At 69.9% G+C, this 11,669-nt stretch carries 10 protein-coding genes and 2 pseudogenes; 10 read left to right on the forward strand and 2 right to left on the reverse strand.

Features of this window, described 5'->3' with window-relative positions; all coding sequences use genetic code 11:
* The first annotated feature begins 147 nt into the window (after positions 1–147).
* From ETD83_RS02890 to ETD83_RS02910, 5 genes and pseudogenes are all read left to right on the forward strand, one after another.
* A complete protein-coding gene (locus ETD83_RS02890; protein WP_138643462.1) occupies positions 148–1,095 on the forward strand; it encodes a methionyl-tRNA formyltransferase in 948 nt (315 codons plus the stop codon).
* Complete coding sequence (locus ETD83_RS02895) at positions 1,092–2,348, forward strand: ArgE/DapE family deacylase (protein ID WP_205717462.1); 1,257 nt, start codon at positions 1,092–1,094, stop codon at positions 2,346–2,348. Before ETD83_RS02890 ends, ETD83_RS02895 begins: the two co-directional genes overlap by 4 nt.
* Before the next feature lie 254 nt (positions 2,349–2,602).
* On the forward strand, positions 2,603–3,607 hold the full coding sequence (locus tag ETD83_RS02900; RefSeq protein ID WP_205717463.1) for an isochorismate synthase: 1,005 nt from the start codon (positions 2,603–2,605) through the stop codon (positions 3,605–3,607).
* Between the two features lie 227 nt (positions 3,608–3,834).
* Positions 3,835–4,026: pseudogene (locus ETD83_RS02905) on the forward strand (transposase); the annotation flags it as partial.
* Between the two features lie 109 nt (positions 4,027–4,135).
* A pseudogene (locus ETD83_RS02910) lies at positions 4,136–4,807 on the forward strand (transposase); the annotation flags it as partial.
* Between the two features lie 72 nt (positions 4,808–4,879).
* Here ETD83_RS02910 and ETD83_RS02915 read toward each other — a convergent pair.
* Together ETD83_RS02915 and ETD83_RS02925 are read right to left on the reverse strand one after the other, a co-directional pair.
* The gene (locus tag ETD83_RS02915) at positions 4,880–5,257 is read right to left on the reverse strand and encodes a nuclear transport factor 2 family protein (protein ID WP_138643463.1); all 378 of its coding nucleotides are present in this window, start codon (positions 5,255–5,257) and stop codon (positions 4,880–4,882) included.
* 288 nt (positions 5,258–5,545) lie between these two features.
* Complete coding sequence (locus ETD83_RS02925; protein WP_138643465.1) at positions 5,546–5,803, reverse strand: phosphopantetheine-binding protein; 258 nt, start codon at positions 5,801–5,803, stop codon at positions 5,546–5,548.
* A 641-nt stretch (positions 5,804–6,444) separates the two neighbouring features.
* On the opposite strand from ETD83_RS02925, the gene ETD83_RS02930 reads away from it, so the two are divergent.
* The 5 genes from ETD83_RS02930 to ETD83_RS02950 all read left to right on the forward strand — a co-directional run bounded on the left by ETD83_RS02930 (position 6,445) and on the right by ETD83_RS02950 (position 11,623).
* Positions 6,445–7,233, forward strand: a complete 789-nt coding sequence (locus ETD83_RS02930) for a 2,3-dihydro-2,3-dihydroxybenzoate dehydrogenase (protein WP_230420637.1) — start codon at positions 6,445–6,447, stop codon at positions 7,231–7,233.
* A 66-nt stretch (positions 7,234–7,299) separates the two neighbouring features.
* On the forward strand, positions 7,300–8,496 hold the full coding sequence (locus tag ETD83_RS02935; RefSeq protein ID WP_138643466.1) for an isochorismate synthase: 1,197 nt from the start codon (positions 7,300–7,302) through the stop codon (positions 8,494–8,496).
* Complete coding sequence (locus ETD83_RS02940) at positions 8,493–10,115, forward strand: (2,3-dihydroxybenzoyl)adenylate synthase (protein WP_138643467.1); 1,623 nt, start codon at positions 8,493–8,495, stop codon at positions 10,113–10,115. The genes ETD83_RS02935 and ETD83_RS02940 overlap by 4 nt, the downstream gene beginning before the upstream one ends.
* Before the next feature lie 3 nt (positions 10,116–10,118).
* Positions 10,119–10,787, forward strand: coding sequence for an isochorismatase family protein (locus ETD83_RS02945; RefSeq protein ID WP_138643468.1), 669 nt, complete (start codon positions 10,119–10,121; stop codon positions 10,785–10,787).
* On the forward strand, positions 10,784–11,623 hold the full coding sequence (locus ETD83_RS02950; RefSeq protein WP_138643469.1) for a siderophore-interacting protein: 840 nt from the start codon (positions 10,784–10,786) through the stop codon (positions 11,621–11,623). Before ETD83_RS02945 ends, ETD83_RS02950 begins: the two co-directional genes overlap by 4 nt.
* Positions 11,624–11,669 lie beyond the last annotated feature (46 nt).

Genomic DNA, 11,669 nt, shown 5'->3' on the forward strand with positions numbered 1-11,669 from the left:
CGGGCAGGGCGAGACCGGTATTAGCGACGCGTCCTGGGCCCATCGCGCACATCTACGGGCTTCCCAGAGTGCGACATTTCGATTAGGTTAGGCTCACCTAACAGAGGTGAGCCTAACCTCCACTGAATGTCCGCACAAGGAGGCCACATGCGGGTCGTGATGTTCGGCTACCAGACATGGGGACACCGGACGCTCCAGGCGCTGCTGGAGTCCGGACACGAGGTCTTACTTGTCGTGACGCACCCAAAGAGCGACCACGCCTACGAGAAGATCTGGGACGACTCGGTCGCCGACCTGGCCGCCGAGCACGGCGTGCCGACACTGTTGCGCAACCGTCCCGACGACGAAGAACTGATGGGCCGGCTCAAAGCCGCCGACCCCGACCTCATCGTCGCCAACAACTGGCGGACCTGGATCCCGCCGCAGATCTTCAACCTTCCAGCGCGCGGGACCCTCAACATCCACGACTCACTGCTCCCCGCCTATGCAGGCTTCTCCCCGATCGTCTGGGCGCTCATCAACGGCGAGAAGGAGGTCGGGGTCACCGCGCACATGATGAACGACGAACTGGACGCCGGCGACATCGTCGTCCAGCGCGCAGTCCCGGTCGGCCCCACCGACACCGCCACCGCCCTGTTCCATCGCACCGTCGACCTGCTCGGCCCGATCGTCACCGAAGCGCTCGACCTGCTCGCCTCCGGTCGTACCGACTTCACCCCGCAGGACCGAACCAGGGCCAGCTTCTTCCACAAACGCTCGATCGAGGACAGCCGCATCGACTGGGCCTGGCCCGCCGAAGCCACCGAACGCCTGGTCCGCGCGCAGTCCGACCCGTACCCCAACGCCTTCACCCACTACAAGGGGCAGCGCGTCCGAGTGCTGAAGGCATCAGTCTCCAAGGGCGTCTACGGCGGCACTCCGGGACGCGTCTTCATTCGCGAAGGCGACGGCGTGGTGATCGTCGCTGGAGCGGACGCTCACCGCGGACGCAACCACGGCCTCGTCATCGAGAGAGTCCGCACCGACGACGACATCGACCTGCCCGCCACCGAGTTCTTCCAGACCATGGGCGGCTACCTCACGGACCGACCGTGACCATCGCCACCGGCGTCACGCGAGATGATGTCGCGGGCATGGCCGAACTTCTCGCCGAATTGGTCCGCATCCCCAGCATCGGCGGCTCCGCCGCGGAAGCACAGATTCAGGACCGACTCGCCACGTGGCTGCGGGCCGAGGGCCTGGAAGTCGACCACTGGCCCATCCCCCTGAACCAGGTCACCGCCGAGACCGACTTCCCCGGCATGGAGGTCGCGAGAAGCCAGGCCTGGGGGCTCGTCGGCCGCCTGCCCGGCACCGGTGGCGGCCCCTCCCTCATGCTGAACTGCCACGTCGATGTCGTCCCGGCCGGTGACTCGTCCGCCTGGAGCGACGACCCCTTCAGCGGCCGTATCAACGGCGACCTGCTGTATGGACGCGGCGCCTGCGACATGAAGGGTGGCCTGGTCGCCTCGCTGTTCGCGATGCGCGCGCTGCGCCGTCGGCAGCTACGCGGCGACGTCCTGATCGCCTGTGTGCCCGGTGAGGAGGACGGTGGCATGGGAACCTATGCCCTCCTCAAGCGTGGCTGGCGGGCTGACGCCTGTGTCATCCCTGAGCCCACCGGACTGGACGTCGTCCCCGCCAACGCGGGCTCGCTGACGTTCCGCCTTCGGATACGCGGTCGCGCAGCCCACGCCGCCCGGCGTTACGACGGGGTAAGTGCAATAGAGAAATTCTTGCCACTCTTCGCCGCGCTGCGAGCGCTGGAACGCCGCCGAAACACGAGCGTCGACACTCTGATGGAACGGTGGGACCTCCCATACGCGATCGAGATCGGAACCGTCCACGCGGGCGACTGGTCGTCCACGGTCCCCGGGGTCCTGGTCGCCGAGGGCCGCATCGGCGTCGCCCTGGGCGAGCCCGAGCAGGCCGCACGGCGAACGCTGGAGCAAACGGTGGCCAACGTCTGTGCCTCCGACGAATGGCTGCGCCGCCATCCTGTGGAGGTCGAGTGGTGGGGCGGCCGGTTCGCCTCCGGGCGCCTTCCCGCTGCGGACGGCGACCTGCTGAACCGGCTCACCGAGGCACACGCCACGGTCACCGGCGCCACCCCGGCCGTCTGGGGCGCCCCATACGGCAGCGACCTACGCCTTCTCACCGGTCTCGGCCGTGTTCCAACAGTCCAGTACGGCCCAGGTGACATCGCCCGCATGCACACCCCCGACGAGTGCGTGGCCCTCTCCGAGGTCGCCACCACCACCCGGACCCTCATCGCACTCGCCCTGTCCCACTGCCGAGGGTGGAACTGACAAGTTGCCATAGCCAGCCGCAGCCAAGCACGATCGTCTCGACAGCAGCGGCGTTGCGACCCCGACTCGCTCACGGAACGGAAGAGCATTTGAGCAGCGTGACGCAGGCGTCTCATAGCATCGACCCGTTAGACGGGTACCGGCCGGGCCATTCGTTCTACTTTCGCTCGCCCCGGCACACTCTGCTCGCTCAGGGCGTGCTGGAGACATTACCGAGCTGCAACGCCCGCGACCCCGCAACCATGCTGATGCGGATGCGCACCACGCTGGATCGGGTGGCCGACGACCACCCGCGACCGATTCTGGTGGGCGCGATCCCCTTCCGCGCAGACGTCCCGGCACGGCTGACCGTTCCCTCCGCGGTCCAGTGGACGCGATCGGGCAGCGTGTCGCCGGTCACCCGCCCGGTGACGCCGTCCTTCTCCAACATCGACCAGATTCCTTCACCCCACGAATACAAGCAGGCTGTTACCGCCGCCTTGGAAGAACTGCGCAGCGGGCACCTGGAAAAGGTGATGCTGGCACGCTCGGTACGGCTGAACAACGTGATCGGCGCTGACCCCGGAACGCTACTGCGGCATTTTGCGCACAACGATCCCGACGCCTATGTCTTCGCCGTGGACCTACCGGCCGGGCGGGTGCTGATCGGGGGCGGCCCCGAGCTGCTCGTCCGGCGGTCCGGCGCGGTAGTCTCGGCTCGCCCGCTTGCGGGATGGGCGCCCCGCTATTCGGATCCGGTCCGGGACACCGAGTCCGGTCAGGCACTGCTCGTCTCACACAAGGATCTGCGCGAACACGCCGGCGTGGTCGATGCGGTCGCGGGCGGGCTGAGTCCCTACTGCGCGGAGCTGACCATTCAGGACAGGCCTGCATTGGTGAAGACCGCCACGAGGTGGCACCTCGGCACACAGATAACCGGAAGGCTCGCCTCCCCCGAGATCTCCTCCTTGCACCTGTTCGCTGCGCTTCATCCGAGCCCGACCGTCTGCGGCACTCCGACAATGGAGGCCCACGCTCTGATAGGGCGAATCGAAAAGCTCAACCGCGGCTTCTACAGCGGAGCCGTCGGCTGGTGCGACGTCTCAGGCGACGGCGAATGGGCCATCACATTCAGGTGTGCCGAGGTCACGCCATCGGCGATCCGCATCTACGCCGGAGCCGATGTCGTCGCCGACTCCACCCCGGACGGCGAGCTCGCGGAGACCTCCGCCAAGTTCCCCACTATGCTGCACGCCCTTGGCATCGACCTGAATAAATGAATTGAGAGCTCATTACGTTTCGCCGTAGACGCAGGGTTGGGCACGGGGACGGTGCAAGCGCTGATCACCGGTCATACAGCCATCCCGCGGATGCGTACGTTCGAAAGGTTCGTGCGGGCGGTGGGCAGGACCCGCAGCCGTAGTTGGCGGGCCTTCCCCCCGAGGTGTGGACACCCTGAGCACCCTGGATTATTGAGATCTGGGGGTGAGAGGGGTCCCGTGTGGGGATGAAGGTGTACTCCGAGGAGTTCAAGGCCGATGCGGTGGCGTTGTATCTGTCGGATCCGACGCGGACGTATGCGTCGGTGGCCAAGGACTTGGGCGTGAACCGGGAGACGTTGCGTCTGTGGGTGCGCCAGGCGCGGGCCCGTGGGCAGGCCGGTGCCGAGCCGTCGGCCCGGCGGCGGGAGGCGGGTGGGGCCCCGGTAGCCTCGGACGCCGTGCTTGAACAGGAGAATCGGGAGCTTCGCAGGAAAGTGCGGGAGTTGGAGGCCGAGCGGGACATCCTCTGCCGGGCGGCCAAGTATGCGCACCAAGACATGGAAGGAATCACCCGACCCTCATCGCGACGCCAAGCTCGACCGGATCGAGCAGGTTCTGGACCGCTTCCCGGACCGGGTCTTCCCCTTCGACGAGTTCGGGCCGTTGGGGATCCGGCCCACCGCAGGCTCCTGCTGGGCGAAGCAGGGCAAGCCAAACCGGCTGCCGGCGACCTACCGCCGCACCCACGGCGTCACCTACTTCCACGGCTGCTACTCCGTGGGCGACGACCGCCTGTGGGGCGTCAACCGCCGCCGCAAGGGCACCGTCAACACCCTGGCCGCGCTGAAGTCGGTCCGCGCCGCCCGACCCGACGGCGCCCCGATCTACATCATCCTGGACAACCTCTCCGCCCACACTGGCGCCGACATGCGTCGCTGGGCGAAGAAGAACAAGGTCGAGCTGTGCTTCACCCCGACCTACGCATCCTGGGCCAACCCGATCGAGGCCCACTTCGGCCCGCTGCGGCAGTTCACCCTGGCCAACTCCCACCACCGCAGCCACCCTACGCAAACCCAGGCACTGCACTGCTACCTGCGCTGGCGCAATGCCAACGCCCGCCACCCCGACGTACTTACCGCCCAACGCAAGGAACGCGCCCGCATCCGCAGCGAGAAGGTCATCCGCTGGGGCGGACGCCCCCTCAGCGCCGCAGCCTGACCGACCGCGAACCGCAGCCCCGGAGTGCCGAAAGGGACAGTTTCACGAGAAGGACGGCGACAGAAGGACGACTCAGGAGGCGGACGGCTCGATCTCCCCCGCAAAGACGATGACCTGGTCGATGAGGCTCCGCCGCAGATGGACGACGTCCGTTCCCGCCAGGCGGGGGCCTCCATCCGGCGTGGTGAAGACCCACTGGTACCGGGCCCACTCGTCAGGCATGTCCACCGCTGAGCAGCGCGCCATCGTGCCGGTCCCCGCCGGGTGGCGCCGGATGTCCAGCACGAACCGCTCGACCGCCGCGATTCCTTCGCTGCGACCCAACGGCCCCCAGAAGACCACGTCTGAGGTCAGGGCCTGGGAGAGCAGGGCAGTCACATAGCTGTCGGCCGAGGCGTTAAACGCGGAGAGGAACGTGTCGATCGCGGAGCGTGCCGTCTCTTCCTGCATGCCCCAGTAATACCAGCCGTTGCGCGTGCGCTCGTCCCGCGAGCCGCCTTCCGATCACGGTGGACCATCCCGGTCACAGCCCTAGCCCGGATGTGGTCAGCGGGTTCTGTGCGCACCACCGTTCACGTTCGGCACCTGCCCTGTGATGTGGCGTGCCGCCGGTGACGCGTCTATGGGGAAGGTCTCCTTTACCAGCTGCGCCACCCGGTGGCCTCGACAAGCGGCCGACCTGGCCGCGGTCGAGCCGCCTGGACCTCCACCGACGACCACCACGCGTGGTCTGGGCACTCATCCCGCCGCCGTTTTTCGCCCGATCATCTCGATCCAGCTGGCCAGCGTCGGCGCTTCGGCGAGCTCCAGGGGCGTTATCTCGGCGCCCTCTTCACGCCACCGCTCGACCAGGCTCATGATGCGGATCGAGTCCAGGCCGTGGTCCAGCAGGTTGGCCGAGGAATCGATGTTCTCGGGTGCTTCGCCGAGCAGTTTCGCGACGTCTGTGCGCAGCCGATCCGCGTCCAATGCCGATCCTGCCTTCTCCTCGGCCATGCGGCCTCCCAATGAGTCTGATGTGGACAATGCGGCGGCCGGTGCTCTACCGCCGACCGCGAAAGCCGTGTGCGGCGGAGCGCTCGACGAACATGTCCGAGACCATGCCGGGATTCTACGATTTCACGTGCTCGGCCGGGTTCATCATCGGCTCGGTGCCTTGATGCCATGTCTTCAGTCGTCTTCGACGTGTGCACGGCAACGGATTTTGTCATCCACGCCGATTTGGGTGGCGGGCTGCGCGACATGAGATGATGTTAGGTTAGCCTAACCTTTCTATCAAGAGGGAAAAGTGGTCACCGCCCTTGCCGTTCTGTCGTCTCGGGCGATCCGCATGATCTCGGCGGCGAAGGCGTCCTCGGCGATGAACGCGTCGCCGCCGAAGTCGGCCCGTGGCGGCGCGGGTTCGCCTCCACGGTGACCGACGCCTCACTCGATCTGGGCGCCGGCTCCCCGAACTTGCTGGGCTCTGATGCTCCCCAACTCGGGCGCCACTGCGCCATCCACCGTGGCCGCCTTCGCATCAGGGCGAGCGTGGCGCGGTTTGGGGCACATCGCTCGATTTGGCCAGATTAGGTCTGTACGCCCGCTTGAGGTCTCGCTATGTTAGGCGAGCCTAACCTAATAAAGAGGAGAATCGAGTGGCGCTGCCGGAGAGCTGGCCAGGCGTGGCCGGGAAGAACGCGCTGGTCACGGGTGCGGGCCGTGGCATCGGTGCGGCCGTGGCAAGTGCGTTGGCCGACGCGGGTGCCACCGTGGCCGCCGTCGACGTCGACACCGAGGGCTTAACCCGGCTGGCCGCCCGGTGCGCCGATCGGGTGATGCCGTTCCCCGCCGATGTAACGGATGTGGCGGCGGTCGACGCGATGATCGCAGCGGCCGAGGATCGGCTGGGCCCGGTGGACATCGGTGTGTCGGTCGCCGGGATCCTGCGCCCGGCAACGGTCTGCGAGACCTCTGACGAGGACTGGGCGGCGACCTTCGCGGTGAACGTCACCGGCGTGTTCACGGTGCTGCGGGAGCTGGCCCGGCGGATGACCGGGCGACAGCGCGGCGCGCTGGTCACCGTCGGCTCCAACGCGGCGGGCGTACCCCGTACCGGGATGGCCGCCTACGCCGCGTCCAAGGCGGCGGCGACCATGCTGACCCGGTGCCTGGGGCTCGAGGTGGCGGGTGCGGGTGTGCGCTGCAACGCGGTCTCCCCAGGATCCACCGACACCGCCATGCTGCGCCTGCTGTGGACGGACGAGGACGCGGAGAGCCGGGTGCTGCACGGCGACCCGGACAGGTTCCGGGTGGGCATCCCGCTCGGTCGGGTCGCCGAACCGGCGGACATCGCGGACGCGGTGCTGTTCCTGGCCTCTGACCACGCCCGGCACATCACCATGCAGAACATCTACGTCGACGGTGGCGCCACTCTGCGGGCGTGACCGGAATCTCCCATCAATCGTCGATTTCAGGTCAGCCAACCTGAAATTAACGGAAAGGAACCTCCTGTGTCGGTACCCGCGCTGACGCGCCCGCTCCCAGTGTACCGCGCCGCCGACCTGCTGGCCGCGTATCTGCCCGGCTCGTACTACTTCTCCTCGACTCGTGGCACCCTGCTCGCCGACGGGGTGGACGCCGTGGTCGGCGGCGCCCCCGGGAACCGGGCGACCGCGGCCGCGGCGGCACTCGCCGAGGTGGCGACCGTCGGCGGGGCGGCGGGTCCGGTGGTGATCGGCGCGCTCGGGTTCCGCCCGGAGGCGCCGGCCACACTGGTCGTCCCGTCAGTGGTGCGGCGCGCCGGCGCGCCCGTCGACGCTCCGGTGCCCGACGCGCCCGCGCGGCGCTGGTCGATCAGGCCCCGGCCGGAGCCCGGCTGCTACACCGACGCCGTGCGCCGTGCGCTGGCGTTGATAGACGGCGGCGAGCTGAGCAAGGTGGTGCTGGCCCGCGGCCTCGAACTGGCCGCGGACGGACCGGTCTCGGTGCCCGCGCTGCTGACCCGCCTGGTGCGCGCGGACCCCGCCGCGCACGCGTTCGCCATCGACGTCAGCGCACCCGGCGACTCCGCGCCGCGCACCCTGGTCGGCGCGAGCCCCGAACTGCTGGTGTCCCGGCGCGGTGACCAGGTCGTGGCCAACCCGCTCGCCGGGTCACTGCCCCGGTGCGCCGACGACGCGGAGAACCGGCGCCGCGTCGCCGCCCTGCTGGCGTCCGAGAAGGAAAGAGCGGAACACGCGCACACGGCGGCCGGGGTCGCCGACGTTCTCGGCCGGTTCTGCGTGAACCTGCACGTGCCCGCCGAGCCGTCGGTCATCGGGACACCGACCATGTGGCATCTGTCCACGAAGATCACCGGTACGCTCGCGGCCCCCGCCGCCCCCACCTCCTCCGCGCTGGGCCTGGCCGAGGCGCTGCATCCGACCCCCGCGGTCTGCGGGGTGCCGCCGGCCGCGGCGCGGGACGCCATCGCCGCGCTGGAACCGGCGGACCGCGGCTACTACGCGGGACTGGTCGGCTGGACCGACATCTCCGGGGACGGGGAGTGGGTCGTCACCATCCGCAGCGCCGAGGTGTCCGAGCGGATCGTGCGGCTGCACGCGGGCGCGGGCATCGTCTCCGGCTCCGACCCGGACAGGGAGCTCGACGAGACGACGGCGAAGTTCCAGACCCTGCTGCGGGCGCTCGGAGAGGGGACGCGGTCGTGAGCGCGGACGTCGTCGCGTGGCCGCCGGAGACCGTCGCTCGCTACCGCGCGGCCGGCCACTGGCGCGGCCAGACCTTCGGAGCGCTGCTCACCGCGCTGGCGGCGGCCCATGCCGAGCGGACGGCGGTGGTCGGCGGCGAGACCCGGTGGACCTACGCCGAACTGGACGAACGCGCACACCGCATCGCCGCCGGCCTCGCCGAGTCCGGGGTCCGGGCAGGGGACCGCGTCCTGGTGCAACTGCCGAATGTGCCGGAATTCCTGCCCGTGGTGTTCGGGCTGTGGCGGCTGGGCGTGTGGCCGGTGTTCGCGTTACCCGCGCACCGCGACAGCGAACTGCGGCACATTGCCGGACAGGCGGAGGCGGTCGCGGTGATCACGGTCGGCGAGCACGAGCGGCACGACCACGCGGCCACCGCGCGCGCGGTGGCCGGAGCGGTGCCGTCGCTGCGGGCGGTTCACGTGGTCGGCTCGGCGGAGTTCGGCGACCTGTCCGCCGCGCGGCCCCGCGAGTTGCCCGACCCGGACCCGGCCGGAGTGGCGTTCCTGCAACTGTCCGGGGGCACCACCGGCCTGCCGAAGCTGATCCCGCGCACTCACGACGACTACCTCTACAGCGTGCGGGAAAGCATGCGGATCTGCGCGCTGACCCCGGACAGCGTGTACCTCGCCGCGTTGCCGGCCGCGCACAACTACCCGCTCAGCTCGCCGGGGGTGCTCGGAGCGCTGCACGCCGGCGCCAAGGTCGTGCTGGCACCGCGTCCGGACGCCGACACCGTGTTCCCGTTGATCGAGGCGGAACGGGTGACGATCACCGGCGTGGTGCCGCCGCTGGCCGCGGCCTGGGTGCAGGCGGCGGGACGCACCGGCCACGACCTGTCCTCCTTGGACGTGCTGCTGGTCGGCGGCGCCAAGTGCGGGCGGGAGCTGGCCGAACGGATCGGGCCCGCGCTGGGCTGCCGGTTGCAGCAGGTGTTCGGCATGGCCGAAGGGCTGGTCTGCTACACCCGCCTGGACGACCCGGACGAGATCGTGCTGGGCACCCAGGGCCGGCCGATATCGCCGGACGACGAGATCCGCGTGGTGGACCCGGACGACCCGCTGGCCGCGTCCACCGACGTGGTGCCCGACGGCGCGGTCGGCGCGCTGCTCACCAGGGGCCCGTACACCATCCGCGGCTACTACCGCGCGGGCGGGCACAACGAAGTCGCGTTCACCCCGGACGGCTTCTACCGCACCGGGGACCTGGTGCGGCGCACCGCGACCGGGCACCTGGAAGTGGTCGGCCGGGTCAAGGAGCAGATCAACCGGGGCGGTGAGAAGGTCGCCGCCGAAGAGGTGGAGAACCACCTGATGGCGCATCCGGACGTGCTCGACGCGGCCGTCGTCGCGGTCCCCGACGCCTACCTCGGTGAGCGCACCTGCGCCTACGTGGTGCCTGCGGACGGTGCGGCGCCGACCGGGGTTCAGCTGCGCAGGTTCGTGCGCGAGCGCGGGGTGGCCGCGTTCAAGGTGCCCGACCTGGTGCGCGTGGTGGACGCGTTCCCGGTCACCGGGGTCGGCAAGACCAGCAAGCGGGATCTGCGGGCGGCGCTGGCCGCCCACGAGAAGGAAGGGTGACCGATGTCCTTGCCGAAGATCGCGCCGTATCCGCTGCCGGCGGCGGCCGAACTGCCCGACGGCCGGGTGCGCTGGCCACTTGAGCCGGCGCGAGCGGCTTTGCTGGTCCACGATGCCCAGCGCTACTTCCTTGCTCCCTTTGCCGGGTCGCCGATCCCCGAGCTGACGGCCAATACCGCACGCCTGCTCGCCGCGGCGCGCGCGGCCGGGGTGCCGGTGTTCTACACCGCGCAGCCGGGCCGCCAGGCCGACGCCGACCGCGGGTTGCTCACCGAGTTCTGGGGACCGGGCATCGGCGCCGTCATCGACGACGACCCGCGCGCCGCCGACATCGTGACCGACCTCGTACCGGAACCCGTGGACACGGTGCTGGTGAAGTGGCGCTACAGCGCGTTCCAGCGCAGCACGTTCCACGAAGCCCTTACCGCGCGGGGGCGCGATCAGCTGCTGATCACCGGCGTGTACGCGCACATCGGCTGCCAGGCCACGGCCGTCGAGGCGTTCATGCGCGACATACGCGCCTTCTTCGTCGCCGACGCGGTCGCCGACTTCTCCCGCGCCTGGCACGACAGGGCCTGCGAGTACGTGGCGCAGCGCTGCGGCGTGGTCACCACCACCGCCGACGCGCTCTCCGCGCTGTCCGTGCCCGCCCGGACGGGGGTGAACCAGTGACCGGGCACCTGGCCAGGATCGCCGAGGTGCGGGCGGGCACCGTGCCCGCGAAGGTCCGCTACCCGATCCGAGTCTGCGCGGCCGAGGTGCTTCGCACCGGCATGGTCGGTGCGGGCCTGGTGCGGGTCACGCTGGGCGGGCCGGGCGTCGACGGATTCGAGTCGCACGCGCCGGACGAGCACGTCAAGCTGATCTTCCCTGAGGACGACGGCAGCCTGCGGCTGCCCGAGCCCGACGGCGACCTGCTGCGCTGGCCGCGGCCGGCACCGACGTCACGCGAATACACGGTGCGCCGCTACGACCCGGTCAACCGGGAACTCGACATCGACATCGCGCTGCACGGCGCCGGAGGCACCGAAGGGCTCGGCGCCGCGTGGGCGCGGTCGGTGCGCCCGGGTGAGATCGTCCACGTCGCGGGCCCGCCCGGCGGCCTGATCGTGCCGCCCTACGACCGCTACCTGCTCGGCGGCGACATCACCGCGCTGCCCGCGATCGCGCGGCGGGTGGAGGAACTGCCCCGTACGGCCCGCGGCTGGGCGTTCATCGAGGTCGCCGACGCCCGGGAGGAGATCGGGCTGGACCCGCCGGAAGGGGTCGAGGTGTGCTGGCTGCATCGCGGCGCCGCCGCGCCCGGCACCATCGGCCTGCTCGCCGACGCGGTGCGGCGGGTCGAGGTCCCGCCGGGCGAACGGGTGTACGTGTGGCTCGCCGGTGAAGCCGGGGTGCTCAAGCCGCTGCGCCGCTGGGTCCGCGACGAACTGCGGCTGGCCAGGGCCGACTACGACATCACGGGCTACTGGAAGCGCGGCGTCGCCGACTTCGACGAGGACCCATGAGCACGAACCCCGCCATTGACCCCCGCCCCCCACTACCAAGGAAGAA

This window comes from Actinomadura soli, from assembly GCF_005889715.1.
GTDB classification, from domain to species: Bacteria; Actinomycetota; Actinomycetes; order Streptosporangiales; family Streptosporangiaceae; genus Spirillospora; species Spirillospora soli.